27 protein-coding genes are annotated in these 26,420 nt (G+C 53.0%); 7 read left to right on the forward strand and 20 right to left on the reverse strand.

What is annotated here, in order from left to right; all coding sequences use genetic code 11:
* Positions 1 to 2: 2 nt before the first annotated feature.
* Genes citE through citC form a run of 3 tightly spaced genes read right to left on the reverse strand, consistent with a single transcriptional unit; the run spans position 3 to position 2,277 of the window.
* Positions 3 to 911 (reverse strand): citrate (pro-3S)-lyase subunit beta, encoded by a 909-nt coding sequence (citE, locus tag J4617_RS20115; protein ID WP_000622342.1) that lies wholly within the window; start codon positions 909 to 911, stop codon positions 3 to 5.
* Complete coding sequence (citD, locus tag J4617_RS20120) at positions 908 to 1,204, reverse strand: citrate lyase acyl carrier protein (RefSeq protein WP_000700679.1); 297 nt, start codon at positions 1,202 to 1,204, stop codon at positions 908 to 910. The genes citE and citD overlap by 4 nt, the downstream gene beginning before the upstream one ends.
* Positions 1,201 to 2,277, reverse strand: a complete 1,077-nt coding sequence (gene citC, locus J4617_RS20125) for a [citrate (pro-3S)-lyase] ligase (RefSeq protein WP_000467872.1) — start codon at positions 2,275 to 2,277, stop codon at positions 1,201 to 1,203. The genes citD and citC overlap by 4 nt, the downstream gene beginning before the upstream one ends.
* Positions 2,278 to 2,661: 384 nt before the next feature.
* On the opposite strand from citC, the gene dpiB reads away from it, so the two are divergent.
* Together dpiB and dpiA are read left to right on the forward strand one after the other, a co-directional pair.
* Positions 2,662 to 4,323: a sensor histidine kinase DpiB gene (gene dpiB, locus J4617_RS20130; RefSeq protein WP_017465571.1), complete on the forward strand. Its 1,662-nt coding sequence runs from the start codon at positions 2,662 to 2,664 to the stop codon at positions 4,321 to 4,323.
* Entirely contained in the window at positions 4,292 to 4,972 is a 681-nt protein-coding gene (gene dpiA / locus J4617_RS20135; RefSeq protein WP_000138779.1) for a two-component response regulator DpiA, read from the forward strand. The genes dpiB and dpiA overlap by 32 nt, the downstream gene beginning before the upstream one ends.
* A 53-nt stretch (positions 4,973 to 5,025) precedes the next feature.
* On the opposite strand, the gene dcuC is transcribed toward dpiA, so the two are convergent.
* Positions 5,026 to 6,411, reverse strand: a complete 1,386-nt coding sequence (gene dcuC, locus J4617_RS20140) for an anaerobic C4-dicarboxylate transporter DcuC (RefSeq protein WP_000958619.1) — start codon at positions 6,409 to 6,411, stop codon at positions 5,026 to 5,028.
* Positions 6,412 to 6,789: 378 nt separating this feature from the next.
* Here dcuC and pagP point away from each other — a divergent pair, with 378 nt between their 5' ends.
* Both pagP and cspE read left to right on the forward strand, forming a co-directional pair.
* Complete coding sequence (gene pagP / locus J4617_RS20145; RefSeq protein ID WP_001623090.1) at positions 6,790 to 7,362, forward strand: lipid IV(A) palmitoyltransferase PagP; 573 nt, start codon at positions 6,790 to 6,792, stop codon at positions 7,360 to 7,362.
* Positions 7,363 to 7,549: 187 nt separating this feature from the next.
* Positions 7,550 to 7,759 (forward strand): transcription antiterminator/RNA stability regulator CspE, encoded by a 210-nt coding sequence (cspE, locus tag J4617_RS20150; RefSeq protein ID WP_000034826.1) that lies wholly within the window; start codon positions 7,550 to 7,552, stop codon positions 7,757 to 7,759.
* A 57-nt stretch (positions 7,760 to 7,816) separates the two neighbouring features.
* Here cspE and crcB read toward each other — a convergent pair whose 3' ends face one another.
* Positions 7,817 to 8,200: a fluoride efflux transporter CrcB gene (crcB, locus tag J4617_RS20155; protein WP_000939753.1), complete on the reverse strand. Its 384-nt coding sequence runs from the start codon at positions 8,198 to 8,200 to the stop codon at positions 7,817 to 7,819.
* 90 nt (positions 8,201 to 8,290) lie between these two features.
* On the opposite strand from crcB, the gene J4617_RS20160 reads away from it, so the two are divergent.
* Both J4617_RS20160 and tatE read left to right on the forward strand, forming a co-directional pair.
* The gene (locus J4617_RS20160; protein ID WP_000495791.1) at positions 8,291 to 9,079 is read left to right on the forward strand and encodes a deaminated glutathione amidase; all 789 of its coding nucleotides are present in this window, start codon (positions 8,291 to 8,293) and stop codon (positions 9,077 to 9,079) included.
* A 128-nt stretch (positions 9,080 to 9,207) separates the two neighbouring features.
* Positions 9,208 to 9,411 (forward strand): twin-arginine translocase subunit TatE, encoded by a 204-nt coding sequence (gene tatE / locus J4617_RS20165; RefSeq protein ID WP_000503938.1) that lies wholly within the window; start codon positions 9,208 to 9,210, stop codon positions 9,409 to 9,411.
* 85 nt (positions 9,412 to 9,496) lie between these two features.
* Here the strand turns inward: tatE and lipA are convergent, their stop codons facing one another.
* The 11 genes from lipA to J4617_RS20220 all read right to left on the reverse strand — a co-directional run bounded on the left by lipA (position 9,497) and on the right by J4617_RS20220 (position 20,303).
* Complete coding sequence (gene lipA, locus J4617_RS20170; RefSeq protein WP_000042640.1) at positions 9,497 to 10,462, reverse strand: lipoyl synthase; 966 nt, start codon at positions 10,460 to 10,462, stop codon at positions 9,497 to 9,499.
* Positions 10,463 to 10,667: 205 nt separating this feature from the next.
* Complete coding sequence (locus J4617_RS20175; protein WP_017465570.1) at positions 10,668 to 11,621, reverse strand: YbeF family transcriptional regulator; 954 nt, start codon at positions 11,619 to 11,621, stop codon at positions 10,668 to 10,670.
* A gap of 301 nt (positions 11,622 to 11,922) precedes the next feature.
* A complete protein-coding gene (gene lipB / locus J4617_RS20180; protein ID WP_000284009.1) occupies positions 11,923 to 12,564 on the reverse strand; it encodes a lipoyl(octanoyl) transferase LipB in 642 nt (213 codons plus the stop codon).
* A gap of 99 nt (positions 12,565 to 12,663) precedes the next feature.
* Entirely contained in the window at positions 12,664 to 12,927 is a 264-nt protein-coding gene (gene ybeD, locus J4617_RS20185; protein ID WP_000850547.1) for a DUF493 family protein YbeD, read from the reverse strand.
* Positions 12,928 to 13,035: 108 nt separating this feature from the next.
* Positions 13,036 to 14,247 (reverse strand): D-alanyl-D-alanine carboxypeptidase DacA, encoded by a 1,212-nt coding sequence (dacA, locus tag J4617_RS20190; RefSeq protein ID WP_000858711.1) that lies wholly within the window; start codon positions 14,245 to 14,247, stop codon positions 13,036 to 13,038.
* Positions 14,248 to 14,386: 139 nt separating this feature from the next.
* Positions 14,387 to 15,520 carry an endolytic peptidoglycan transglycosylase RlpA gene (gene rlpA / locus J4617_RS20195; protein WP_017441660.1) on the reverse strand — a complete coding sequence of 378 codons (1,134 nt, stop codon included), beginning with the start codon at positions 15,518 to 15,520 and terminating at the stop codon, positions 14,387 to 14,389.
* 10 nt (positions 15,521 to 15,530) lie between these two features.
* Positions 15,531 to 16,643: a peptidoglycan glycosyltransferase MrdB gene (gene mrdB / locus J4617_RS20200; protein WP_000131713.1), complete on the reverse strand. Its 1,113-nt coding sequence runs from the start codon at positions 16,641 to 16,643 to the stop codon at positions 15,531 to 15,533.
* 2 nt (positions 16,644 to 16,645) lie between these two features.
* Positions 16,646 to 18,547 (reverse strand): peptidoglycan DD-transpeptidase MrdA, encoded by a 1,902-nt coding sequence (gene mrdA / locus J4617_RS20205; RefSeq protein WP_000828700.1) that lies wholly within the window; start codon positions 18,545 to 18,547, stop codon positions 16,646 to 16,648.
* 30 nt (positions 18,548 to 18,577) lie between these two features.
* Positions 18,578 to 19,045, reverse strand: coding sequence for a 23S rRNA (pseudouridine(1915)-N(3))-methyltransferase RlmH (rlmH, locus tag J4617_RS20210; protein ID WP_000776107.1), 468 nt, complete (start codon positions 19,043 to 19,045; stop codon positions 18,578 to 18,580).
* 3 nt (positions 19,046 to 19,048) lie between these two features.
* On the reverse strand, positions 19,049 to 19,366 hold the full coding sequence (gene rsfS / locus J4617_RS20215) for a ribosome silencing factor (RefSeq protein ID WP_001161670.1): 318 nt from the start codon (positions 19,364 to 19,366) through the stop codon (positions 19,049 to 19,051).
* A gap of 328 nt (positions 19,367 to 19,694) precedes the next feature.
* Positions 19,695 to 20,303: an adenosylcobalamin/alpha-ribazole phosphatase gene (locus J4617_RS20220; RefSeq protein WP_001241926.1), complete on the reverse strand. Its 609-nt coding sequence runs from the start codon at positions 20,301 to 20,303 to the stop codon at positions 19,695 to 19,697.
* Positions 20,304 to 20,399: 96 nt separating this feature from the next.
* On the opposite strand from J4617_RS20220, the gene cobD reads away from it, so the two are divergent.
* Positions 20,400 to 21,494 carry a threonine-phosphate decarboxylase CobD gene (cobD, locus tag J4617_RS20225; protein WP_001173251.1) on the forward strand — a complete coding sequence of 365 codons (1,095 nt, stop codon included), beginning with the start codon at positions 20,400 to 20,402 and terminating at the stop codon, positions 21,492 to 21,494.
* Here the strand turns inward: cobD and nadD are convergent.
* The 4 genes from nadD to leuS are packed head-to-tail and all read right to left on the reverse strand — an operon-like array spanning position 21,469 to position 26,330.
* Entirely contained in the window at positions 21,469 to 22,110 is a 642-nt protein-coding gene (nadD, locus tag J4617_RS20230; RefSeq protein WP_001518902.1) for a nicotinate-nucleotide adenylyltransferase, read from the reverse strand. The genes cobD and nadD overlap by 26 nt on opposite strands.
* Before the next feature lies 1 nt (position 22,111).
* Positions 22,112 to 23,143: a DNA polymerase III subunit delta gene (gene holA, locus J4617_RS20235; RefSeq protein WP_208290709.1), complete on the reverse strand. Its 1,032-nt coding sequence runs from the start codon at positions 23,141 to 23,143 to the stop codon at positions 22,112 to 22,114.
* Positions 23,143 to 23,733: an LPS assembly lipoprotein LptE gene (gene lptE / locus J4617_RS20240; protein WP_001269950.1), complete on the reverse strand. Its 591-nt coding sequence runs from the start codon at positions 23,731 to 23,733 to the stop codon at positions 23,143 to 23,145. Before lptE ends, holA begins: the two co-directional genes overlap by 1 nt.
* A gap of 14 nt (positions 23,734 to 23,747) precedes the next feature.
* Positions 23,748 to 26,330 carry a leucine--tRNA ligase gene (gene leuS, locus J4617_RS20245; protein WP_001157919.1) on the reverse strand — a complete coding sequence of 861 codons (2,583 nt, stop codon included), beginning with the start codon at positions 26,328 to 26,330 and terminating at the stop codon, positions 23,748 to 23,750.
* Positions 26,331 to 26,420 lie beyond the last annotated feature (90 nt).

Below are 26,420 nucleotides of genomic sequence, written 5' to 3' on the forward strand. Positions count from 1 at the left end.
CCTTATTCTTCGCGAATACCGGAAAGTTCTGCACGGGAGAGCACCAGACGGGCGCGTTCAATCACCGGGCTGTCGACCATCTTGCCGTTAAGGGAAACGACGCCGAGACCTTCGCGGGCGGCGGCTTCTGCGGCCTCAACGACCAGACGCGCATGGGCGACCTCTTTACGCGTCGGCGCATAAAGGTTGTGCAGCAGTTCTATCTGGCGGGGGTTGATCAGTGACTTACCGTCAAAGCCCAACTGTTTAATGTGGGCGGCTTCTTGCAGGAAACCGGCTTCGTTGTTGGCGTCGGAATAGACGGTATCGAAGGCCTGAATGCCGGCGGAACGCGCGGCCTGCAAAATGGCGCAGCGGGCGAACAGCAGTTCGGTGCCTTCCGGAGAGCGTTCGGTGCGCAGGTTGCGAACATAGTCTTCCGCGCCCAGCGCAATCCCGATCAACCGTTCAGAGGCGTGGGCGATTTCTACCGCGCGGGTAATACCCAGCGGCGATTCCACGGCGGCTAACAGGCCGGTACTGCCCGGTTCGCGACCGCAGGCGTTTTCAATGCGCAGAATTTCGTTTTCGATATCAATGACGTCCTGCGCGGTGTCGGTTTTCGGTAAACGCACCACGTCCGCGCCGCCGCGCACGACCGCTTCCAGATCGTTGACGCCCCATTCGGAATCCAGCGCATTCACGCGGACAATGGTTTCGACGTCACGGTAAAGCGGGTGTTGCAGCGCGTGATATACCAGACGGCGCGCCGCGTCTTTTTCGCGTAATGCAACGGAGTCTTCCAGGTCGAACATCAGCGCGTCGGCCGGGTAGATAAACGAATTGCTCACCATCGCCGCGTTGGCGCCCGGTACGAATAACATACTGCGGCGGGTGCGGGTTTTACGTTGTTGCAGAGAGGCGGAAATCATTGGCGATCCTCCCAGGGCAGAGCGGCAATACCGCTGGCGCGCGCCAGTAGCGTTTCCAGTCGGGCGCGCAAAATGCAGTCCAGAGCGCCTTTATCATCGACGTTCAGTTGTACGCCGCGCACGTCGTAGCGAGAAAGCACCTCCAGGATGGTGGCGCGAATGGCCTCGCCAAACTGTTTTTCAACGCTACTGTTGATTTGCAGGTCAATATCCTGCGTATCGAGCGGCGCAATGCGTATCATCACATCGCCGGACTCAAGCGTGCCTGCGACGGCTAGCTGGTTTATTTTCATTTTTCACCTGTTGCTAATACGGGGGACTTTTGACGGGCTGCCGCGCTGCCCGGATGGCGTTCGACCATGCCCTGCAAATAGCGCAGGGTGGCGTCGGGAACCAGCGGCGCGATAGCCGTGAGATCGTGTTTAACCAGCAGCTTGCGTACCCAGGAGGCGGATATCGGCGTCTCCTGGAAGCAAAGCCGCTCTATTTCCACCAGCGTAATGGGTGGGGCGGGAAGCGTTGGCGTCTCCAGCCAGAAACGCATATCAAGGTTGTACTGGGCGGTAACGGTGCAAAACGGTTCCGTACCGACAAAGCGGTGTGTGATGCCAAGCGCGGGCGCCAGATACTGGCGAAAAATCTTCAGGTCGATTTCGGTATAACAGTGATTAATGACGCTCTGCTCTTTAATGAAATAGCAGGGGAACGTCGCCCGAGAAATAATGTATTCGGAGCCGCGGTGAACGGTTAAGCGCGGGATATCGGTGGTCCCTTTAAGAACCAGATCGAGTCGGTCTTCATAGGGAAAGCGTGATGTATCTTCTTTGACCAGGAACAGATGCAGCCAGTCGCACTGTGCCGCCGCCTGTTGGATCAGATAGCGATGGCCGTGCGTGAAAGGATTGGCGTTCATCACAATACAGCCAATTTTCTTTCCCTCATGACGCAATGTCGCCAGCGATTCCGCATACCGTTTCAACCGGGTCGCGCTATTTTCCATTAAGACCATTACGCCAGGGACGCTGGCTATCGTCGAAAAGCTGCACTGTTTAAACAGCGCTTCGTATTCCGTTTTGGTATAAATAAAAAGATGGGTGCAGTGCCGCTCCCAGGCGAGATTAATCAATTCCGTCGCCAGCGTTAACGCTAAGCCTTCGCCGCGTACTGATTCGCTAATGGCCACGCATTTAATGATATTTCCGGCAATACCGCCGCAGGCAATAAGACGGTCATCACGGCTGACGGTAATAAACACTTCTACAGTGGTATCGACGCTTAAATCATTCTCTTTGAGAAAGTGAGCGATCTCCGCCATTTTTTTATTTTCAGAGCGTTTTACCCGAGTGAATACATTATTGCCAAACATAGTAAGAAATATCCTGGTGATATGCTTGTTGCCACTTTTCTGTATATGTTGCGCTGTGTTGCAACTTGATAACTTTTTCTTTTCAGTCAGAGTGGGAGTTTTTTTATGACGAGTTATTTATTTTTCTCTCTGACGTATACATCGTAAGGAGTATTTTGGTGGTAAATTTTGATTTATTTCACAAAGCGTTAGATGGTTTTTAAGTGTTTTATGGTTTTAAGTTTTTTAATTAATTTAATCGCCATTCCGGCGGTGGGTTTTAGTTGTTTAATTGATTTAATGTGGGGAATCTGTAACGATTGGTTTTTATATGCATCAAGATGCTGAAAACATTTTTATTACATTTGCGATAAATCTGAAGAGAAATGCCCATAAGGAACCTTAATGTCCTATCAGAAAAATAAAAAGCTGTTTCCTTTTTTTCGGCAACTCGCGTTTCCGTTACGTATTTTTCTGCTCATTCTGGTGGTTTCTGTTTTCATCGTGGCAGCGTTAGCACAATATTTGTCTGCCAGTTTCGAAGATTATCTGGCGTCCCATGTTCGTGATATGGCGATGAATCAGGCAAAAATTATTGCTTCTAACGACAGCATTATCGCTGCCGTAAAAAACCGGGACTATAAACGCCTGGCGATAATTGCGAATAAACTGCAGCGCGGGACGGATTTTGACTATGTGGTGATAGGCGATCGCCACTCGATCCGGCTTTACCATCCGAATCCGGAAAAAATCGGCTATCCCATGCAGTTTACGAAACCCGGCGCGCTGGAAAGAGGAGAAAGTTATTTCATTACCGGTAAGGGCTCAATAGGGATGGCGATGCGCGCCAAAACGCCTATCTTTGACAACGAAGGCAACGTGATCGGCGTTGTTTCAATTGGCTATCTGGTCAGTAAAATCGACTCCTGGCGGCTGGACTTCTTATTACCGATGGCGGGGGTTTTTGTCCTGTTGCTGGTGGTATTAATGCTGCTTTCCTGGTTTTTCGCCGCGCATATCCGCCGACAAATGCTGGGCATGGAGCCGAAACAGATTGCGCGCGTGGTACGCCAGCAGGAGGCGTTGTTTAGCTCGGTTTATGAAGGGCTGATCGCCGTTGATCCGGAGGGACATATTACCGCGATTAACCGCAGTGCGAGAAAAATGTTGGGGCTGCCGTCGCCGGGGCGTCAGTGGCTGGGCAAGCTGATCGCGGAAGTCGTCAATCCGGCAGACTTTTTTACCTGCCAGATCGCAGAAAGACGCCAGGACGTGATGGCCAACTTCAATGGCCTGAGCGTCATCGCCAATCGTGAGGCTATCCGTTCCGGCGAGGAGCTGCTGGGCGCTATTATTAGTTTTCGCAGCAAAGATGAAATCGCGACGTTGAACGCGCAGCTAACCCAGATTAAACAGTATGTTGAGAGCCTGCGCACGCTACGCCATGAGCACCTGAACTGGATGTCGACTCTGAACGGCCTGCTGCAAATGAAAGAGTATGATCGGGTCAGAGAGATGGTGCAGGGTGAGTCGCAGGCGCAGCAGCAACTTATTGATAGTTTACGCGGCGCCTTCGCCGATCGTCAGGTGGCCGGTTTGCTGTTTGGCAAAGTTCAGCGCGCGCGTGAACTGGGGCTCAAGATGGTGATTGTTCCCGGCAGCCAGCTACATCAACTGCCGGAGGGGCTGGATAGCACGGAGTTCGCCGCCATCGTCGGGAATCTGCTGGATAACGCGTTTGAGGCGAGTTTACGTACACCGGAAGGCGACAATACCATCGAACTTTTCCTGAGCGACGAGGGCGACGAGGTGGTAATAGAGGTCGCCGACCAGGGCTGCGGCGTTCCTGAAGCGCTGCGGGAAAAGATTTTTGAACAGGGCGTAAGTACCCGCACCGACGAACCCGGTGAGCATGGTATCGGGTTATATCTGATTGCAAGTTATGTGGGGCGCTGTGGCGGGGTCATTACGCTGGAAGACAATGATCCTTGTGGCACCTTATTTTCTTTATTCCTTCCGAAAGTGAAAAAAAACGATGACAGAACCATTAACCCTATTGATCGTTGAGGATGAAACGCTGCTGGCGGAGATGCACGCAGAATATATCCGCCATATTCCTGGCTTTAAGCAGATATGGCTGGCGGGCAATCTGGCGCAGGCGAGAATGATGATTGACCGGTTCAAACCTGGATTAATTCTGTTGGATAATTATCTGCCGGATGGGAAGGGGATTACGCTGCTGCATGAATTAATGCAGTCGCGCTATCCCGGCGGCGTTGTGTTTACGACCGCCGCCAGTGACATGGAGACGGTAGCGGAAGCGGTACGTAGCGGCGCGTTTGATTATCTGGTCAAACCTATTGCTTATGAGCGTTTGGGGCAGACGCTGACCCGCTATCAACAGCGCAGACGTATGCTGGCGAGCGCGGATAGCGCAAGCCAGAAGCAGATAGATGAAATGTTCAACGCCTATGCGCGCGGCGAACCGAAAGGGGATTTGCCGACAGGTATTGATGCCTTAACCCTTAATGCGGTGATGAAGCTGTTTGCCGATCCAACCGTACGCCATACGGCTGAAACGGTCGCGCAGGCCTTAACGATAAGCCGCACCACATCCCGACGCTACCTGGAATATTGCGCGAGTCGGCACCTGATTGTCGCAGAGATTATTCATGGCAAAGTGGGCAGGCCGCAGCGTATTTACCACGGCGGCTAAGCCTGGTTTAAGATGCCGGGGCGATGTTTTCCCTCGCCCCGGCTTACCGGCTATCAGCCGCCAGTAACGGCGGAAGAGGCGCCTGGCACCATAATTTCCGTGGCGATAATGACGATCAACAGACCGACGATGACCGGAACGGACGTGCGCTTCACCACTTCAAACGGTGATATTTTAGCCATCCCGGCGACAGCGACCACGACGCCGGAGACCGGCGAAATCGTGCGCCCCAGGTTTGAGGCTTGCAGCATTGGGATGGATAAATAGGCTGGGTTGATACCGGAGGAGTGCGCCAGTTTAGGGATCATCTCAACAAAGGCGTAAAAAGGCGCATTGCCTGAACCGGTGGTCATCGCGGCCAGCATGGTTAAAATCACTAAGACCAGCATCAGAATAATGCTGGCGGAGCCAAAAGAAGTGGCAATCGAGATCAGACTTTGGATAAAGCCAATGGTGCTCAGCCCTTGGGCGAAAACGCCCGCCGCGACCAGCAGCATCACAACGCCGGCAAACGCATCCGCCATGCCGCGATAAGCCACTTCCAGGCCGGAAAACACATTTTGCGTGTTGAAGCCGCGCACGAATTCCAGCACGGCGGCCAGCAGCATACAGATCACCAGAATGGTAATAATGTGCAACTGCGGCCCCCATTTACCGTCAAAAATCAGTACGCCGATAATGGGCGTGAACGGTAAAAGGGCATAAAACGCCGGGGCTGTGGTGGTAATCTCCGCCACGTCCAGCATCTCATGTGAAATGTTCTCTTTTTTATCCAGATAGCGTTGCCAGAAAAAGTGCGCAATCGCCATACCGATAATGGCGGCGATGGAAATCGGCAGCGTGGTTTTGAACGCAAAATCGATTAACGGCATCTCCGCCGCTTTTGCGGCTAAAACCACATCGCCAGACGTTGGCGAGAGGATGATGGCGGCCGGAGAGGCGCAAATAGCCGCCGCCGCGCCGCGGCTAATGCCGACGTTGACCATCACCGGGAAGAGAGTAGCCATGAGCAGTACGCCAAGCCCCGTCGCGGAAGAGACGGCCAGCGACATCAGGCAGGCGACAAAATAGGCAGCAATCATCAACAGGTAGGGCGAGTTTATGTACTGTAAAGGTTTCGACGCCAGCTTCACGACCATATCATTCGCGCCGATATGCGTCATATAGGCGGCAAAGCCGCACAGCATCATGATCATCATGCCAAGATCGCCGCCGCGACTCATAAGCAAAATTTTGATGTATTCAACAATATCTGTTGCGGTATAGCCGGTACTGGTTTCGCTGGCAGGTAATACCTTATGCCCCATCAGCGCGCTGATAATAAGCAGAACCAGACCGCCGACAAATAAAACGCCAGTGGCGGAATATCCCTTAATGATGTAGCGCGCTACACCCACAATAACGACGACTCCGATAAGGAGTTCTATAACTGTTAGCATTGTTTCCCCTGTCTTATCGACACCCAGAGTAAAAATAAGAGCCACAAAAGTGGTATAAAAATGTACCGAATAAAGGATGGCGCCTTACTGATTAAAATCACGGCGCGGTTATTTTTTCATGTCATCGCTAAAGATGAAATATGCTTATACGAATTTTCTGTAGCGCTATAAGTATTGATTTATTGTTATTTTATTGTTTTATTTGTTGTGCTTTGTTTTGTGTTTTTTGTGAAAGCTTATTAAGGAGCGCGCGACGGTTCTGAGTGCTAAATCAAACGCCGTTAACCCGATACTCTCTCAGATTATTCTCTGTTTATAGTTTGTTAAGATTTTATTCAGGTTAATGTTGTTATTATCACAGTCGAATTTTTGAACGGTATGGCTGTTGTGATGATTATCAGAAAGTATTTTCTTATTATTGCTCTCCTTGTTATGCCATGGCTGGCTATTCCTTCAGTCTCTGCGGCGGATAAAGGGTGGTTTAACACGTTTACCGATAACGTCGCAGAAACGTGGCGACAGCCTGAGCATTATGATTTGTATGTCCCCGCCATTACCTGGCATGCGCGCTTTGCCTACGATAAAGAGAAAACGGATCGCTATAACGAGCGGCCGTGGGGCGTTGGTTTTGGTCAGTCGCGCTGGGACGATAAAGGCAACTGGCATGGCCTCTATATGATGGCCTTTAAAGATTCATTTAACAAATGGGAACCCATAGGCGGTTATGGCTGGGAAAAAACCTGGCGACCGCTGGAAGACGATAATTTTCGTCTGGGACTGGGCTTTACCGCAGGCGTTACCGCGCGCGACAACTGGAATTATATTCCCATCCCTGTGCTGTTGCCTTTAGCGTCGATAGGCTATGGGCCCGCTACCTTTCAGATGACCTACATTCCGGGCTCGTATAACAACGGAAACGTCTATTTCGCCTGGATGCGTTTCCAGTTTTGACGGGGAAGGGCATGCTTCAGTTGTGAATTAAAAAGCCTTAAAAAACAACAAGTAGACAGGGTTAGCTAAAAATTAACGCGATATTTATCACTTTTTCGCAAAGTTCGACTGGACAAAATGCATCACAATTGTTGTACTGGTATCCGACACAGCATTTGTGTCTATTTTTCATGTAAAGGTAATTTTGATGTCTAAGATTAAAGGTAACGTTAAGTGGTTTAATGAATCCAAAGGATTCGGTTTCATTACTCCGGAAGATGGCAGCAAAGACGTGTTTGTACACTTCTCTGCAATCCAGACCAATGGTTTTAAAACTCTGGCTGAAGGTCAGCGCGTAGAGTTCGAAATCACTAACGGTGCCAAAGGCCCTTCCGCTGCAAACGTAACTGCTCTGTAAGCATACGTCCGACAGCAAGATTTCAAAACCCGCCCTTTCGGCGGGTTTTTTTTGCGCTTAACGCGCCGCTGCGGCGGAAAATAGCCAGAATGCCAGCGCCGTCATGGCAAACGAACCTAACAGGTTAATCAGCACATTCAGCAGCGCCCAGCCAAAGCGCCCCTCTTGCAGCAAGAATACCACTTCGGCAGAAAAAGTAGAAAAGGTCGTCAGGCCGCCGCAAAAGCCGGTTGTGATGAGCACTTTCCACATCGGATCGATATGTGTCATGCGGTTAAACCAGGCGAACCCCATGCCGATAATAAACGCGCCAAGCAAATTTGCTGTTAGCGTACCGATGGGAATCGCCTGATGAAGCGGATTAAAACGCATACTTAGCATCCACCGGGCTACGCTCCCCGTTCCACCGCCGATAAAAACTGCTAAAAGAAGCTGTAACACTGCCGAATCCTTTATTTAGTTGCTATACAGGAGGAGTGTAACGCCGAACACGCATAATTGGCGAGTCCTGACAGAGGTGTGGGAGGGGATATGTTCGTTGCAGCCGGGCAGTTTGTGGTGAGTTCTGTATGGGAAAAGAATGCGCAAGTTTGCGTTTCTTTAATGGCTCAGGCGGCGGGCCGCGGCGTATCGCTTCTGGTGTTGCCTGAGGGGATATTAGCGCGAGATGACATCGACCTTGACCTGCCGATTCGCGCCGCGCAGCCGCTGGATGGCGCGTTTATGACGCGGCTTCTGGAAGAAAGCGCTCATAATAATATGACGACGATATTCACTATCCTTGTCCCGTCAACGCCTGGACGGGCGGTTAATATGCTGGTGGCGCTACGGGCGGGTCACATTGTCGCGCGTTACGCGAAGCTGCATCTCTATGATGCGTTTTCGATGCAAGAATCCCAAAGTATTGATGCCGGAACCGTTATCGCGCCTGTGCTGGACGTGGAGGGGGTTAAGGTGGGGCTTATGACCTGTTATGACCTGCGCTTTCCGGACATGGCGTTAGCGCTGGCTTTACAGGGGGCTGACGTATTGGCGCTGCCGACGGGCTGGGTTCGCGGCCCGTTGAAAGAGCAGCAGTGGTCGACGCTGCTGGCGGCGAGAGCGCTGGATACCACCTGCTATATGATTGCGGCCGGGGAGTGTGGTAATCGTAATATTGGTCAAAGTCGTATTATCGATCCGTTGGGGGTAACGATAGCCGCGGCAGCCGATCGTCCGGCGCTGATCGTCGCGGAAATATTCAGAGAACGAATAGACCAGGTGCGGGAGCAACTTCCTCTTTTGCAGCAACGACGATTTGCGCCACCGCAATTATTATGATGTTTTTTTACGCAAAGCTTGATTCACCTTGTTACAGATTGCTATTGTGTGCGCGCGTCGAAAGACCGTTAATATTCTCAGGTTAATCCGGCGCGTTACGCAGCCTGTTTTTAGTGAAGAAGGTATCTATGGGTGAGATTAGTATTACCAAACTGCTGGTGGTTGCCGCACTGGTTGTTCTGCTGTTTGGTACCAAGAAGTTACGTACGCTGGGCGGAGACCTGGGCACGGCGATTAAAGGATTCAAGAAAGCAATGAACGATGAAGACGCGGGCGTTAAGAAAGACGTCGACGGTAGCGTTCAGGCTGAAAAACTCTCGCATAAAGAGTAATAGCGCAACGCGCTTGCTCCGCAGAGTAAAAAAACCGGCAAGTTGCCGGTTTTTTTTGCCTGAAATGTAAGCGTCTATTACACGATCATTTCACTTCCATGCCTTTGGCCTGGAGATCAGCATGGTACGAAGAACGTACAAAGGGGCCACAGGCGGCATGGGTAAAGCCCATCGCCAGAGCTTCCGCTTTCATCTCGTCAAACTCTTCCGGGCTGACATAACGCTGTACCGGCAGGTGATGGCGGCTTGGCTGTAGATACTGACCAAGCGTCAGCATGGTGACGCCGTGACGGCGTAGGTCGCGCATAACCTCAATGATTTCCGCATTGGTTTCGCCTAAGCCCACCATCAGACCCGATTTTGTCGGAATTTCCGGGTGCGCTTCTTTGAAGCGTTCCAGTAATTTTAGCGACCAGTTGTAATCGGCGCCCGGACGAACCTGGCGGTAAATACGCGGCACGTTTTCCAGGTTGTGGTTAAACACATCCGGCGGCGTCGCGTTAAGGATATCCAGCGCGCGATCCATACGTCCACGGAAGTCTGGCACCAGGGTCTCTATTTTTATCTCCGGGCTTTTGGCGCGGATGGCGGTGATGCAGTCAGCAAAATGCTGGGCGCCGCCGTCACGCAGATCGTCACGGTCGACAGAGGTGATGACCACATAGCGTAGCGCCATGTCGGCGATCGTTTGCGCCAGTTTCTGCGGCTCTTCCGCATCCGGCGCAACGGGGCGGCCATGGGCGACATCACAGAACGGACAGCGGCGAGTGCAAATGGCGCCAAGGATCATAAACGTAGCGGTACCGTGGTTGAAACATTCAGCCAGGTTTGGGCAAGACGCTTCCTCGCAGACAGAATGCAGGCCATTTTTGCGCATTGCGGCTTTGATGCCCTGGATACGGGTAGAATCCGCCGGAAGTTTTATTTTCATCCATTCCGGTTTACGTAGTAGAGCGTCGCGCTCTGTGACCACATTTTTAACCGGGATAAGAGCCATCTTATCGGCATCGCGGTATTTTACACCGCGTTCCATCACAATGGGTTTACTCATAGCGTGCGTGTTCCAGTTGCGAATAACGAAGGAAAGCGTTTCAATTCAAGGGAAAGTTGTATTTATCAACTATTTTTGAATTTGTGACACGCAGTATATCATTGATAAGGGCCATAAAGCAGCCTGACAGCCCGGCAAAATGTAAAATAGTTGTTGTTTTGTGCTGTTTGCCCATATCTTCCGTGACCTGAATGCAACATTTTTGTCAGAACGCCTCACGGATGATATCAATGACGTTCTCCAGCACCGGATCGCGCAGACTCAGTTTATTGTAATGCAGCGAGAACTCGACCTGTTCACTATTCACCGGCGCGTAGGGAAGGCGTTCAAGCGGCCAGCAACGGCTAAATAAGTCGTAGAAGCGGGTGGGCATCAGTCCCAGCAGATCGCTGCTGGCGATCAGCGAGGCAATGGTAAAAATATTGTAGCTGCTAAAACTGATTTGCTGATCGGGAAATGTCTCCTGCAGTCGCTGGCGCAGCAGGGAAAGATGTTGTCCATCCAGCATCAGAAAGGTGTGATCCGCGCTGTTCAGTCTCTCTTCAGTAATGGCGTTCGCCAGACACGGGTGATGCTGGCGGCAGACAATCTCAAGCGTATCGCTAAACAGGACGTGATGCTGAATGCTCCGGTTGTTATAGCTATGGGTATTGATAATGAGATCGGTCTGAAACTGACTAAGCTGGCTTTCGGCATCGTCTACCGGAATGTTGCGCAGCAAAAGCTGAGGATAACGCGGCCTGATGGCCTGGTAAATAATCGGCATCACTAGCGCGCCGACCGAAGGCGTCGTGCCAATTGTAATGGTGCGTTGCTTATCATAGCTGCCCGTAAGATCCAGGGCGCCAAGAATAGATTCCAGCCCCTGGCTGATGTATTCGTGCAGATGCGTAGCATACGTCGTGGGCGTTACGCCCTGGCCTTTGCGAATAAACAGCGGATCGGGAAATATAGTCCGTAATTTTTGAATGGACTGGCTAATGGCTGACGGCGTCAGGTTAAGAATTTTCGCTGCATTGACGATCCCTTTATGGACATATACGGCCTCGAAAATCGTCAACAGATTGAGGTCAATATTTCTCAGTGTTCTGAAAATTTGCGGTTTGTCCTGTAGGTGTTGATCGGCCGGTTGTCTTTCTGCCTGATTATTATCACTCACGCTCTGGCTCCGAATTCATTCGTATTATGAATAATAGATGAAATAGTATATTTTGCATTTATGGGTTGGTTTTAAAATTACTCTTATGAATGTATTTTTAGTCATTTCAATAAGATAAGTAACAGCAAGGCCGGGATTTTGTTCACGGAAAATTCCTCATCATGAGGACTGAAGAGGCCATGCCGCCTGGCGGCTACAGCAGGGATATAACGAAAATATAGAAAGCGGGGGGAGAAGTAAAGCATTCAAATCATATATGATTAATGACCCATAAATTTCTTGGGCCATTATATTTTACGCATTAAGCAGCAATATATTCATACGGTGGATTATTTAGCAGAGCTAAAATATTCGCCAGCAAGCGGGGCGCAATATTATCCGTGGTAGCGTCTTCCTTCCACTGCGTTATTTTAGCCATTTCCATGCCGGCATAACCACACGGGTTGATACGCAGGAAAGGAGAAAGATCCATGTTAACGTTTAGCGCTAAACCGTGGAATGAGCAGCCGCGACGGATACGTAAACCCAGCGAGCAGATTTTCTTTTCACCCACGTAGACGCCCGGCGCATCGGCGCGCGGATGCGCCTCAATACCAATTTCAGCCAGCGTATTCACCACGGTCTGTTCAAGTAGGGTGACTAAATCACGCACGCCCAGTTTACGTCGTTTCAGGTTAAGTAAAACGTACATTACCTGTTGGCCCGGACCATGATAGGTCACCTGTCCTCCACGATCGCTCTGCACAACGGGAATATCGCCAGGCATCAATATATGTTCCGCTTTACCGGCCTGGCCCTGGGTAAACACCGGGTAATGCTCAACCAACCAGATTTCATCATGGCTGTTTTCATCGCGCATATCGGTAAAGTTATGCATGGCCTGAGAGATAGCTTCATAGGGCTGAAGGCCGAGCTGGCGGACAAGGATTTTATCCTGATACAAAACGGCATCTCCGTAGAGAATGAAAAAAGAGAGGAAAGTATATCACAGCGGGGGAGGCGGGGAGTTACCCGGATAAGACCGGGTAACCGTCTGGATGTATTACAATACCATTCGCACGATATCAATATTGCCCAGTTCTTCGTACAGCGTTTCAACCTGTTCAATATGGGTGGCATTAATGGTGATAGAGACCGAGTGGTAGTTGCCTTTGCTGCTCGGTTTTACCGTCGGAGAGTAATCACCAGGCGCATGGCGCTGTACCACTTCAACCACCTGATCAACCAGCTCAGGTAACGCCTGCCCCATTACTTTGTAAGTAAATGGCGTAGGGAATTCAAGCAGTTCGTTAAGTTTGGTTTTCATGTCAGCTCCGGCATTACGTAAAAAAAATAACAACTCCCGCCACAGGGCGGGAGTTTTACTGATGCATAGTATATGGGGACGAAAATCACACTTTCAAGCGTTCAATTTTTATCCAAACCAGTGATGGAACATTAATTTAATGTAATCAATGATTTTACCGAAGAAGTTCCCTTCCGGGATCTCTTGCAGTACGACCAGCGGACGCTGCTCGATGGTTTTACCGTCCAGCTGGAAGTTGATGGTGCCGACTACCTGGTTTTTCTGCAGCGGCGCGTGCAGTTCTGCGGTATTCAGTACATAGCTCGCTTTCAAATCTTTCATGCGACCGCGAGGGATCGTCAGGTAAACGTCTTTATCGACGCCCAGCGAGGCGCGATCGGTATTACCAAACCAGGCGGGTTCAGAGGCGAACTCTTTACCAGCCTTCAGCGGATTAACGGTTTCAAAGAAACGGAAGCCCCACGTCAGCAGTTTTTTGCTTTCTGTTTCACGGCCTTTATAGGTTCGTCCGCCCATTACGGCGGAAATCAACCGCATCTGGCCTTCGGTTGCGGAAGCGACCAGATTATAGCCCGCTTTGCTGGTATGGCCGGTTTTGATGCCGTCCACATTCAGGCTGTTATCCCACAGCAGACCGTTACGGTTTAACTGGCGAATGCCGTTAAAGGTGAACTCTTTTTCTTTATAAACGGCATATTCGTTAGGCACATCGCGAATTAACGCCTGGCCAATCAGCGCCATATCGCGAGCTGAACTGTATTGTCCGTCGGCGTCCAGGCCGTGTACGGTCTGGAAGTGGGTATTTTTCAGCCCCAACGCGTTCACATAGCTGTTCATCAGCCCGACGAAAGCATCCTGGCTACCGGCGGCGAAATCAGCCATCGCCACACAGGCGTCATTGCCGGATTGCAGATTGATGCCGCGTATCAACTGAGAGACCGGTACCTGCATTCCCGGTTTGAGGAACATCAGCGAGGAACCTTTAAATACCGGATTGCCGGTGGCCCAGGCGTCATTACCGACGGTAACCAGGTCGGTTTCTTTAAATTTACCCGCTTTCATTGCCTGTCCGATGACGTAACTGGTCATCATCTTTGTCAGACTAGCCGGGTCGCGACGTTCGTCGGCGTTTTGTTCCGCCAGAACTTTGCCGGAGTTGTAGTCGATCAGGATGTAGGATTCCGCATCGATCTGCGGAACGCCCGGGATCATAGTTTTGATATTCAGGTCATCGGCATGTGCGGTTGAGATAAACGCGGCACAAAGCGCCGTGGTGAGCGCCATGCGCTGCATAAAACGAGCGGAAAAAGTGGTCTTCATGGTCTGAACTACGACGTCCGTGATGAAATTAAAAAAAGAGCCCTACTATAGCAAAAGCATAACTGGCAGGCATCTGACTTTCCGCGTGACTTTGTTAATGTCATTTACAGAAATTGACAGTACAGATACCTGCGATCGGTTACTGCGCGCTGGCGATAAAGGACTGTAATTGTGCTTCTGTTTGCAAACGTTGCTGTAACGCGCTGGCTTCGGCTTTACTGGCAAAAGGCCCCAGTTGAATACGCCAGACCGCGCCGTTTTGTATTACGCGCCCTGGTACGCTGAACTGCTGGCTTAAACGCTGTTGGTACTGCTGCGCACGCGTTTGATCGCTGACGGCGCCGACCTGGACGACGAAACGACCGCTCGCCGCGGCGGCAGGCGCGCTCACCGGGGTAGATACCGGGGCTGCGGCGGCAGGCGCGCTTACCGGCGTCGCAGTCGCTGGAGCCGTCACCGGCGCGGAAACCGGCGCTGTCTGTGGTGTCGGCGTCGGTTCATTACTCTCCAGCACGCCAGGCGCCAGCGTAGTCGGCGCGCCGAGGAAGCCGCTACTGCTCACCGGCGCACCGGTGGTATCGTCACTTTTCAACGTGGAATTACTGACCGGAAGAACGTCGCCTTGCGGTTGCGCAGGCGCTGAAGAGGCGCTTCCCATTCCGCCGCTTAAATCAGGGCGCGGGGGCAGAGCGTAGGTCTGTTTCGCCACCGTCGTACAGGCCATCCCCGGGCCGGAGAGCGAACCATCCGGCGCCACGATAATAGGGTCAATCCGTACTTTAGTATTATTCGAGGTATTCAGACGATCCGCCGCCGCGCGGGACAGGGAGATGACCCGATCGGTGCCATAGGGGCCGCGATCGTTAATACGCACGACGATCATGCGACCGTTGGCCAGGTTGGTGATTCGCGCATAGCTGGGGATAGGCAGTGTCGGATGGGCGGCGGTAAGCTGCATCGGATCGAACATCTCCCCGGAGGCGGTTAAATTACTGCCGGGTTCCGCATCATAAATAGCGGCCAGGCCAGCCTGGCTAAAGCGGGACGGGTCCTGAACGATTTTATAACTTTTACCGTCACGCTGATAATCCTGGTTTGCGGTCGGATTCAGAGGTTCATAACGCGGTTCCGCTCCGCTGATTTCCACAGTCGGACCATTACATACCGCAGGTTGCGGCGCGACGGTGGTTTGCTGCTGACCGCCGTCATTAGTACATGCCGCGAGTAGTACTATCCCTGCCGCGACGCAGATTACAGGCAACTGCTTACGCATTGCGCACCCCTTATACGCTTTTCGACAACATTTTTCTGTGGGTGTGGATCGACATCACAATCCCGAACCCGGCCATCAGCACAATCAGTGCGGAGCCCCCGTAGCTGACCAGGGGTAAAGGTACTCCAACCACAGGCAGAATACCGCTCACCATACCAATATTTACGAAGACATAAACGAATAATATTAACATTAATCCGCCAGCCATCACGCGACCAAATGTAGTTTGCGCTCTGGCGGCAATCCACAAGCCGCGCATTATTAGCAAAATATAGAGCGCGAGCAGAATCAGGATGCCCACCAGACCGAGCTCTTCCGCCAGTACCGCGAAGATAAAGTCGGTATGGCGTTCGGGTAAAAACTCCAGCTGCGACTGGGTGCCGTGGAGCCAGCCTTTACCGCGCAGGCCGCCTGAGCCAATGGCGATTTTAGACTGAATAATATGATAGCCCGCGCCCAGCGGATCGGTCTCCGGATCAAGGAGCATCATGACGCGCTGGCGTTGGTAATCGTGCATCAGGAAAAACCACAAAATAGGAATAAATGCAGCGATCAATACAATGGCGACCCCAATTAAGCGCCAGCTCAGACCAGACAAAAATAGGACAAAGAGACCGGAAAGGGCGACCAGAATAGACGTCCCCAGGTCCGGCTGGGCGGCGACCAGCAGGGTAGGCATAAAGATTAATACCAGGGCGATGGCGGTATTTTTCAGCGAGGGCGGGCAGACGTCGCGGTTAATAAAGCGGGCGACCATCAGCGGCACGGCGATTTTGGCTATTTCCGAAGGCTGAAAGCGAACGATTCCCAGATCGAGCCAGCGCTGCGCGCCTTTGGATATTGCGCCGAAGGCATCAACGGCGACCAGCAGAATGATACAAATGATATAGAGATAGGGCGCCCAGCCTTCATACACGCGCGGCGGGATCTGCGCCATCACCACCATGACCACCAGCCCCATCGCAATCTGACCGATTTTACGCTCCATCATGCCGATGTCCTGGCCGCTGGCGCTCCAGATGACCAACGCGCTATAAACCAGTAACGCCAGCAGAATGAGTAGCATCGTGGGATCGATATGAATTTTATCCCAGAAGGTTTTTTTGTTCGGATTATCCGTCATGATTATTGGTCCTCCGCCGCTGCAACCACCGGGTTTTCCGCAGGCAAATGGGTGTTGTTGTCGCCCAGCATGATGTGATCAAGGATTTGGCGCATGATCGTGCCTACTGCCGGGCCTGCACCGCCGTTTTCAAGGATGATCGCGACGGCGACCTGGGGATTGTTATACGGCGCAAAGGCGGTCATTAATTTATGGTCGCGCAGGCGCTCGGCGATTTTATGCGCATTGTACGTTTCGTTGGCCTTCAGGCCAAAGACCTGCGCGGTGCCCGACTTCGCCGCGATTTTATAGGGCGCGCTGGCAAAATATTTATGCGCCGTGCCGTTAGGGCGGTTGGCGACGCCATACATGCCATCTTTCGCAATTTCCCAGTAGCCGGAGTGAATATCGCCCACCGGCGGCTCATGCGGCTGTACCCACGGCACCTGTTTACCGTTTTCCGCGGTGCTCATTAACAGGTGCGGGACTTTAACTACACCGTCGTTAATAAGGATCATCAGCGCCTTACTCATCTGAATCGGCGTCGCTGTCCAGTAACCCTGGCCGATGCCCACCGGAATCGTATCGCCCTGATACCACGGTTTTTTAAAGCGTTTCTGTTTCCACTCGCGGGTCGGCATATTACCAGATCGCTCTTCTGCGAGATCAATTCCGGTATAGTGACCATAGCCGAACTTACCCATCCATTCTGACAGGCGATCGATCCCCATGTCATAGGCCACCTGATAGAAGAAGGTATCCGCCGACTCTTCAAGGGATTTGGTGATATTCAGATGCCCGTGGCCCCATTTTTTCCAGTCGCGGTAGCGTTTCTCAGACCCCGGCAACTGCCACCAGCCAGGGTCGAAAAGACTGGTGTTACGGGTGATGACGCCAGCGCTTAACGCCGATACGGCGACGTAAGGCTTAACGGTAGAAGCAGGTGGGTAGACACCCTGAGTCGCGCGGTTCACTAATGGCGTGTTCGGGTCGTTAAGCAGCCCGGAGTAATCTTTGCTGGAGATGCCGTCCACGAAAAGGTTAGGGTCGTAACTTGGCATGGAGACCAGCGATAGCACGCCGCCGGTACGCGGATCGGTGACAATCACCGCCGCGCGACTGCCTGCCAGCAGCGTTTCAATATACTGCTGGAGCTTGAGATCCAGCGTCAGGTAGATATCGTGTCCGGCCTGCGGCGGCACCTCTTTGAGTTGGCGAATAACGCGACCGCGGTTGTTGACTTCAACCTCTTCATAACCGGTTTGACCATGCAGAATATCTTCATAGTAGCGCTCAATGCCCAGCTTGCCGATGTCATGGGTGGCGGCGTAGTTCGCCAGTTTGTTTTCTCTGTCGAGACGCTCGACGTCTTTATCATTGATTTTCGATACGTAGCCGATAACGTGGGTCAGCGCCGATCCGTATGGATAATAGCGGCGTTTATAGCCTTTGACTTCGACGCCCGGAAAACGGTACTGGTTGACAGCAAAGCGCGCGACCTGAACTTCCGTCAGGTTTGTTTTCACCGGAATAGAAGTAAAGCGATGGGATCGGGCGCGCTCTTTTTTAAAGGCGGCGATATCGTCGTCGTTTAAATCGACCACACTGCGTAGCGCATCCAGCGTTTGCTGAACGTTATCCACCTTTTCCGGCATCATTTCAATCTGATAGATAGTGCGGTTCAGCGCAAGGGGAATGCCGTTACGGTCGTAGATTATCCCGCGGCTTGGCGCAATTGGCACCAGCTTGATACGGTTTTCGTTCGAGCGGGTCTGGTAATCGGTAAAACGGAGAATTTGCAGATTATACAAATTGGCGATCAGTACGCCGGTCAGCAGCAAAATACCCAAAAAGGCGACCAGCGCCCGACGCACAAACAGTGCGGACTCAGCCGTATAGTCACGAAAAGAATTTTGTCGTTTCATCCGCTGCTTAATCTTCTCAAGACTTCACGATCACTCACGGTGATAAGGGTGGTTGGTTGTGATGCTCCACGCCCGGTACAAACTCTCCGCAACCAGAACCCGAACCAGCGGGTGAGGGAGCGTTAACGCCGAGAGCGACCAGCTCTGTTCCGCTGCCGCTTTGCAGGCGGGAGATAATCCTTCCGGGCCGCCAATCAGCAAACTGACGTCGCGCCCGTCCTGTTTCCAGCGCTCCAGCTCATTGGCTAACTGCGGCGTATCCCACGGCTTGCCTGGAATATCCAGGGTAACAATGCGATTCTTACCGGCGGCGGCCAGCATCTGCTCGCCCTCTTTGTCGAGAATGCGTTTGATATCCGCGTTCTTGCCGCGTTTGCCCGCAGGGATTTCGATCAGCTCAAAGGGCATATCTTTCGGAAAACGACGCAGATATTCCGTAAATCCCGTTTGAACCCAGTCGGGCATCTTCGTGCCGACAGCGACAAGTTGCAGCTTCACGCATTAACTCCAGAGTTTTTCCAGTTCATACAGGCGGCGACTTTCTTCCTGCATGACATGCACAATCACATCGCCCAGATCGACGACAATCCAGTCAGCCGCATTTTCGCCTTCGACGCCCAATGGCAGCATACCGGCCGCGCGCGACGACTGCACCACGTGGTCGGCAATAGACATAACGTGACGGCTGGAGGTGCCGGTACAAATAATCATACAGTCGGTGATACTGGATTTACCCTGAACATCTAAGGCGATGATGTCCTGACCTTTCAGGTCATCAATTTTGTCGATAACAAAATCCTGGAGTGCTTTACCCTGCAAGTTTTCCCCCTGGGTGAATAATTGCGTTATAACGATAGAAAAAAGGCCAACAGGCTGGACCGGTAAGGCGTTGCGAGTTAACGCTAACCTTCCGGCGGGACGCCGTGTAGTATACCTGAATCAGCGGCGATACCGGGACTTATGTCGCCGGATCGGCGTTTAAAACCAGATTATCATCCCATCCCACGTCACAGAAAGCATCGCCATTTTTGTAAAACAATTTCTGCAAAGCTCTGCAAGGTGAAAAAAGCCTGGCTGCGGAGAATAACAGCCTGTCGGGGGCTGTCAATGGGCGAAACCGCTGCGGCGAGAAAAAACGGAAAATTCATCACTCAGGCCGCCAGACGGCACGACTATTTAATACTTTCAGGGTGGCGAACCCTTCGCATATGTCGATTGCGCTCCAGCATCCCTGTTCTACCCGGAAATGCCATAGCGAGGCGGCGGGCATTGCGAGCAGACGGGCAATCAACAGGCTGAGTACGCCCTGATGGCTGACGATCAGCAGGTTCTGGCAATCGCTGAACGCGTCGAGTCGCGAGATAAAGCGCTCTACGCGCCGGGTAAAAGCCTGAAAACCCTCGCCATTGGTCGGAACCGCATTCTGCCAGTCCGTACACCAGGCGGCATAGCTTTCGGCATCTTCATGGGCGAGGTCGCGGTGATGGCGCATTTCCCAGTCGCCGAAGTACATCTCATTAAGCTCAGGTAAGATGTGTTGCGGCGTATCCCGGCCCTCCAGTACGAGCCGGGCGGTATGGCGCGCGCGTTCCAGCTCGCTGCATAACACCCGGTCAAATGGCGCGTGGCGCAATAAAGTATGTAGCGTTTTCGCCTGGCCAATCCCATTTTCCGTTAACGGCGTGGGAGCATGTCCGCTATACAACCCGGCGACATTAGCCTCGGTTTCGCCATGACGCACTAGCCACAATCGCATGGTATTTCTCATGAGGTTAAATGCGCAAAACATGATAATGCCCCTGATTGCGCAACGTTTTTTTCACTAAAATAGCGTTTTTTGACCGGAGGCATAATGGCGTTATTCAACAGCGCGCATGGCGGTAATATTCGGGAAGCCGCGACGGTGTTGGGCATCTCGCCTGACCAGTTACTGGATTTTAGCGCAAACATTAATCCGCTGGGTATGCCTGTCAGCGTGAAACGCGCGCTTATCGACAATCTGGACTGCATTGAGCGCTACCCGGACGCCGATTATTTTCATTTGCACCAGGCGCTGGCGCGTCACCATCAGGTGCCGGCATCGTGGATACTGGCGGGAAATGGCGAGACGGAGTCAATCTTTACCGTGGCGAGCGGTCTTAAACCGCGTCGTGCAATGATTGTCACGCCAGGTTTCGCGGAGTATGGCCGGGCGCTGGCGCAAAGTGGCTGTGAAATTCGTCGCTGGTCTCTACGCGAAGCGGATGACTGGCAGCTTACCGATGCCATTCTCGAGGCGTTGACGCCCGATCTGGACTGCCTGTTTCTGTGTACGCCCAATAATCCTACCGGCCTGCTGCCGGAGCGGCCGTTATTACAGGCCATTGCCGATCGCTGCAAATCGCTGAGCATTAACCTGATCCTGGATGAGGCGTTTATCGATTTTATTCCGCATGAGACGGGCTTTATTCCTGCTCTTAAAGATAATCCGCATATCTGGGTGCTGCGTTCGCTGACCAAATTTTATGCCATTCCCGGCCTGCGGTTGGGATATCTCGTCAATAGCGATGACGCGGCGGTAGCGCGGATGCGTCGCCAACAAATGCCGTGGTCGATTAACGCGCTGGCGGCGCTGGCCGGTGAGGTAGCGTTACAGGATAGTGCCTGGCAACAGGCGACCTGGCATTGGTTACGGGAGGAGGGCGCCCGGTTTTATCAGGCGCTTTGTCAGCTCCCCCTGCTGACGGTCTATCCCGGGCGGGCAAACTATCTGTTGTTACGCTGTGAGCGAGAGGATATTGACCTGCAGCGGCGGTTGCTGACGCAGCGAATTTTAATCCGTAGCTGCGCTAACTACCCGGGGCTGGACAGCCGCTATTATCGTGTGGCGATACGCAGCGCTGCGCAAAACGAGCGTCTGCTGGCGGCGCTGCGCAATGTGCTTACCGGTATAACCCCTGCTGATTGATGTAGTTCAGCACGTTTTCCGGCAACAGATCGTCGCAGGACTCGCCTTTTTCCAGCCGTTCGCGGATGAGGGTTGCGGAGATATTAAGCCAGGGCGTTTCCGCCAGGTAAATTTTACCGGCTGGCAACTGGTGCAGATCGTCTGGCGTATGGGTCAGATGCTGTTCCAGCCACTGCTGGTGTTGCGCCTGCGTCATTTCAAGGGGATAGCCCGGACGACGACAAACGATCAGGTGAGTGTTATCAAGGATGGTGTCGTAATCATGCCAGGTGGGGAAGTTAAGCAGCGAGTCCTGGCCGATAATAAACGCCAGCGGCGCTTCGGGGCCCTGTTCTTCGCGCCATGCTTTCAGCGTTTGCGCAGTGTAAGAGGGCGCGTTTCGCTGTAGCTCGCGTTCATCCAGCGTAAAAAGCGGCTTATCGGCGATAGCCAGCTCCAGCATATATTTACGCTGCGCGCTGGAGGCTTCCGGCTGGGGGCGATGCGGCGGCACATTGTTAGGCATAATAATCACCCGCGATAAGCCGATCAGATTCGCCAGCGTTTCAACAGGTTTAAGATGTCCATAATGCACCGGATCAAAGGTGCCGCCGAATAAAGCCTGTAACGATTTCATATCACCCATCAATAAATACGTCTGCCAGCGCCTTATGGCAGAGCAGGAGCGATAGCCCTTCAAGATCTGCCCATACCGACTGACCATAATCCTGTTTGAGCGTAATTTCTGTACGCGTCAGTAACTGCACGGCCTGGCGAAGCTGCGCAGGATGGAGACGCTGCAACGCGTCGCCGATCATGGGGCGACGGTTTTGCCAGACCCGGTGTTTATCAAATAGCGCGCGTAACGGCGTATGCTCGGACTGACGTTTGAGATTGACCAGTAGCAGCAGCTCTCGCTGGAGGGTGCGCAGCAGAATAACCGGTTCACTGCCTTCAAGGCGTAGCTGTTGCAGGATATGCAGCGCGCGTTTGCTTTTCCCCATCAGTAACGCATCCACCCAGTGGAAAGGGGTAAAGTGGGCGGCGTCATTGACGGCCTGCTCCACGCGAGGAAGCGTTAACTTACCGTCAGGCCAAAGCAGCGACAGTCGTTCCAGCGCCTGCGCCAGCGCCAACAGATTGCCCTCATAGCAATAGCACAGCAGTTGGTTCGCGGCGTCATCCAGTTGCAAATTCTGTGCTTTCGCTCTGGCGGCAACCCAGCGGGGAAGCTGCGCCTGCTCCGGCGTCTGACAACTGACTTGAACGCTACGGTCTGCCAGCGCGGTATACCAGGCGGCGTTTTCCTGCGCTTTGGTGAGCTTGTTTCCGCGTACTATTAATAACAGGTCGTCATGCAGCAGCTCGCTCAGGGTGGCGAGTTGCTCATTCATTGCCGCGTTAGGCCCGTTTTCCGGCAGTTGCAGCACCAGCGTTTGACGGCTGGCGAACAGGCTCATCACCTGGCAGAGTGAGAAAAGCGATCCCCAGTCGGTACTGGGATCGAGAGTAAAAGCGTGGTGCTCTTCGAAGCCTTGCGACGCAGCCGCCAGACGAATAGCGTCCTGACTTTCCTGCAGCAGCAGCGGATCGTTGCCCAATAGCAGATATGCCGCGCGCAGCCCTTCGTTGAGCTGCGCGCGGAGTTGTTCAGGATACAACCTGATCATTAGTTACTCAGCGTAGTGGAGACGCGTGCTGGCGTAGAGGCGGGCGCCGCCGTCTCATTGTCGGCGGTAGCCTCCTCTTTCGTCGCCTGAATATCCGCCGCGCGGACGCTGGTCAGCTTACGAATCAGCTGTTCAGCGGCTTTGTCGTACATCTCCTGAACGATCATGGCCTGCTCGTTATCCTTCGCCAACGCCATCTGCGGGTTATCGAAGAACGAACGGTACACTTTCGTGCTGATAGGATAGATGTCATGGCCCGGAATCAATACCGAGGCATTGACGGTCATCACCATCTGATATTCCGCCGTCTGGCCGTCCTGGAACACTGACGCCGTATCCTGCGAAATAGTCACCGTTCCAAGCCGCAGAGACGGAACGTCTTTGCGCGTTGTGTCTTTATCAAGCAGGTTTACGTTATTCAGCCGTAACTGATTACGTACCGCACGACTTAGCGGACCGTTCGGATCGCCGGAATCGAGGATCATCGTTTTCATTGAAGCCGGAACCTGCGTAGTGCTACGCAGATGCCAGCCGCATCCGGCGGTGACCAGCACCGCCAGAGATAACAACAGTGTTACCAGATATCGCACGCTTCCTCCCGCGCTTAGCCAACAACCAGATTGAGGAGTTTACCCGGAACGTAAATCACTTTACGCACGGTAACGCCATCAAGATATTTTGCCACCAGATGTTCCTGGCCTGCACGTTCACGCACCTGTTCTTCGGTGGCATCCACCGCAACGGTGATCTTACCGCGAACTTTACCGTTAACCTGCACGACAACCAGCGTGGTGTTTTCCACCATTGCCTGCTCGTCGGCAACCGGCCACGGTGCGTTGTCGATATCGCCTTCGCCACCCAGTTCCTGCCACAAGGTAAAGCAGACGTGCGGGGTGAACGGGTTAAGCATACGCACGACGGCCTGCAGCGCTTCCTGAAGCAGTGCGCGGTCTTGTTCGCCTTCCTGCGGGGCTTTCGCCAGTTTGTTCATCAACTCCATGATCGCCGCAATGGCGGTGTTGAACGTCTGACGGCGGCCGATATCATCGGTCACTTTGGCAATGGTTTTATGCACATCGCGACGCAGCGCTTTTTGATCTTCGCTCAGCGCATCGACGTTCAGCGCCGCGACAGAACCTTTAGCGGTGTGTTCGTAAACCAGCTTCCAGACGCGTTTAATAAAGCGGTTTGCGCCTTCTACGCCGGACTCCTGCCATTCCAGAGTCATATCCGCCGGAGAAGCGAACATCATAAACAGGCGTACCGTATCCGCGCCATAACGTTCAACCATTACCTGCGGGTCGATACCGTTATTTTTCGACTTGGACATTTTACTCATGCCAGTGTAGACCAGCTCATGACCCGCTGCGTCTTTTGCTTTGACGATGCGGCCTTTTTCATCGCGCTCGACGATAGCGTCAACTGGCGAAACCCAGTTACGTTCGCCGTTCTCGCCGACATAATAGAACGCATCCGCCAGTACCATGCCCTGGCACAGCAACTGTTTAGCCGGCTCGTCAGAGGTGACCATGCCCGCATCGCGCATCAGCTTATGGAAGAAACGGAAGTAGAGCAGGTGCATGATGGCATGTTCAATACCGCCGATGTAGATGTCGACCGGCAGCCAGTAGTTTGCCGCTTTCGAATCCAGCATTCCTTCCTGATACTGCGGGCAGGTGTAACGCGCGTAGTACCATGACGATTCCATAAAGGTGTCGAAGGTGTCGGTTTCACGCAGCGCCGGCATACCGTTAACGGTGGTTTTCGCCCACTCAGGATCGGCCTTGATCGGGCTGGTGATGCCGTCCATGACGACGTCTTCCGGCAGAATAACCGGCAGTTGATCTTCCGGCGTCGGCAGCACAGTGCCGTCTTCCAGGGTGACCATCGGGATCGGCGCGCCCCAGTAACGCTGACGGGAAACGCCCCAGTCGCGCAGACGGTAGTTCACTTTACGTTCGCCGACGCCTTTTTCCGCCAGTTTATCGGCAATGGCGTTAAACGCCGCTTCAAAGGCCAGGCCGTCGAACTCGCCGGAGTTAAACAGCACGCCTTTTTCGGTCAGCGCCTGTTCGGAAAGATCTGGCTCGGAACCGTCGGCGGCCAGAATCACCGGCTTGATGGTCAAACCGTATTTGGAGGCAAATTCGTAGTCGCGCTGATCGTGACCCGGAACGGCCATCACCGCGCCAGTGCCGTACTCCATCAGGACAAAGTTTGCCGCCCAGACCGGGATCTCTTCGCCAGTTAACGGATGAATCGCTTTATAGCCGGTGTCGACGCCTTTTTTCTCCATGGTCGCCATTTCGGCTTCGGCCACTTTGGTGTTACGGCATTCGTCGATGAACGCCGCCAGTTCGGCGTTGTTCGCCGCCGCTTTTTGCGCCAGCGGATGACCGGCGGCCACCGCCAGGTAAGTGGCGCCCATAAAGGTATCTGGACGGGTGGTATAGACGGTCAGGGTGTTATCGTAACCCTTCACATCGAAGGTGATTTCCACGCCTTCAGAGCGGCCAATCCAGTTGCGCTGCATCGTTTTTACGGTATCAGGCCAGTGGTCCAGCTTATCCAGATCGCGCAACAGCTCGTCTGCGTAAGCGGTGATTTTGATAAACCACTGTGGGATCTCTTTACGCTCAACTTTGGTGTCGCAGCGCCAGCAGCAGCCGTCGATCACCTGTTCGTTGGCGAGAACGGTCTGATCGTTCGGGCACCAGTTAACGGCAGAAGTCTTCTTGTACACCAGGCCTTTTTTATACAGCTCGGTGAAGAACTTCTGTTCCCAACGGTAGTATTCCGGGGTGCAGGTCGCGATTTCACGGCTCCAGTCATAGCCAAAACCCAGCGTTTTGAGCTGGTTTTTCATATACGCGATGTTGTCGTACGTCCACGGTGCCGGCGCGGTGTTGTTCTTCACCGCCGCGCCTTCCGCCGGCAGGCCGAAGGCGTCCCAGCCGATTGGCTGCAGCACGTTTTTGCCCAGCATACGCTGGTAGCGGGCAACCACGTCGCCGATGGTGTAGTTACGTACGTGGCCCATGTGTAGTCGGCCAGAAGGATAGGGAAGCATCGACAGGCAGTAATACTTCTCTTTGCTCTCGTCTTCGGTCACTTCAAATGTGCGCTTCTCATCCCAGTGAAGCTGTACTTTGGATTCTATCTCTTCCGGGCGGTATTGCTCTTGCATGGCAGCCAGTAGTCCTGTTTTCGATACAGCTACAAATGTAGCTTTAGAGGTGGTGTTTAGATCCGCATAGCATAGCCCAAACACGCACGT

The sequence above is a fragment of the Salmonella sp. 32010601201800023SM genome, from assembly GCF_017572235.1.
GTDB lineage: Bacteria > Pseudomonadota > Gammaproteobacteria > Enterobacterales > Enterobacteriaceae > Salmonella > Salmonella enterica.

What these genes read in the sequence shown, in the direction of transcription:
- J4617_RS20160 (WP_000495791.1), top strand. Translation starts at nt 8,291, where the DNA reads ATGTTCGTTGCAGCCGGGCAGTTTGTGGTGAGTTCTGTATGGGAAAAG.
- mrdA (WP_000828700.1), bottom strand. Translation starts at nt 18,547, where the DNA reads ATGAAACGACAAAATTCTTTTCGTGACTATACGGCTGAGTCCGCACTG.
- ybeD (WP_000850547.1), bottom strand. Translation starts at nt 12,927, where the DNA reads ATGAAAACCAAACTTAACGAACTGCTTGAATTCCCTACGCCATTTACT.
- J4617_RS20220 (WP_001241926.1), bottom strand. Translation starts at nt 20,303, where the DNA reads ATGCGATTGTGGCTAGTGCGTCATGGCGAAACCGAGGCTAATGTCGCC.
- citE (WP_000622342.1), bottom strand. Translation starts at nt 911, where the DNA reads ATGATTTCCGCCTCTCTGCAACAACGTAAAACCCGCACCCGCCGCAGT.
- citD (WP_000700679.1), bottom strand. Translation starts at nt 1,204, where the DNA reads ATGAAAATAAACCAGCTAGCCGTCGCAGGCACGCTTGAGTCCGGCGAT.
- rlpA (WP_017441660.1), bottom strand. Translation starts at nt 15,520, where the DNA reads ATGCGTAAGCAGTTGCCTGTAATCTGCGTCGCGGCAGGGATAGTACTA.
- cspE (WP_000034826.1), top strand. Translation starts at nt 7,550, where the DNA reads ATGTCTAAGATTAAAGGTAACGTTAAGTGGTTTAATGAATCCAAAGGA.
- mrdB (WP_000131713.1), bottom strand. Translation starts at nt 16,643, where the DNA reads ATGACGGATAATCCGAACAAAAAAACCTTCTGGGATAAAATTCATATC.
- cobD (WP_001173251.1), top strand. Translation starts at nt 20,400, where the DNA reads ATGGCGTTATTCAACAGCGCGCATGGCGGTAATATTCGGGAAGCCGCG.
- nadD (WP_001518902.1), bottom strand. Translation starts at nt 22,110, where the DNA reads ATGAAATCGTTACAGGCTTTATTCGGCGGCACCTTTGATCCGGTGCAT.
- leuS (WP_001157919.1), bottom strand. Translation starts at nt 26,330, where the DNA reads ATGCAAGAGCAATACCGCCCGGAAGAGATAGAATCCAAAGTACAGCTT.
- dacA (WP_000858711.1), bottom strand. Translation starts at nt 14,247, where the DNA reads ATGAAGACCACTTTTTCCGCTCGTTTTATGCAGCGCATGGCGCTCACC.
- tatE (WP_000503938.1), top strand. Translation starts at nt 9,208, where the DNA reads ATGGGTGAGATTAGTATTACCAAACTGCTGGTGGTTGCCGCACTGGTT.
- dcuC (WP_000958619.1), bottom strand. Translation starts at nt 6,411, where the DNA reads ATGCTAACAGTTATAGAACTCCTTATCGGAGTCGTCGTTATTGTGGGT.
- lipA (WP_000042640.1), bottom strand. Translation starts at nt 10,462, where the DNA reads ATGAGTAAACCCATTGTGATGGAACGCGGTGTAAAATACCGCGATGCC.
- dpiB (WP_017465571.1), top strand. Translation starts at nt 2,662, where the DNA reads ATGTCCTATCAGAAAAATAAAAAGCTGTTTCCTTTTTTTCGGCAACTC.
- pagP (WP_001623090.1), top strand. Translation starts at nt 6,790, where the DNA reads ATGGCTGTTGTGATGATTATCAGAAAGTATTTTCTTATTATTGCTCTC.
- dpiA (WP_000138779.1), top strand. Translation starts at nt 4,292, where the DNA reads ATGACAGAACCATTAACCCTATTGATCGTTGAGGATGAAACGCTGCTG.
- citC (WP_000467872.1), bottom strand. Translation starts at nt 2,277, where the DNA reads ATGTTTGGCAATAATGTATTCACTCGGGTAAAACGCTCTGAAAATAAA.
- holA (WP_208290709.1), bottom strand. Translation starts at nt 23,143, where the DNA reads ATGATCAGGTTGTATCCTGAACAACTCCGCGCGCAGCTCAACGAAGGG.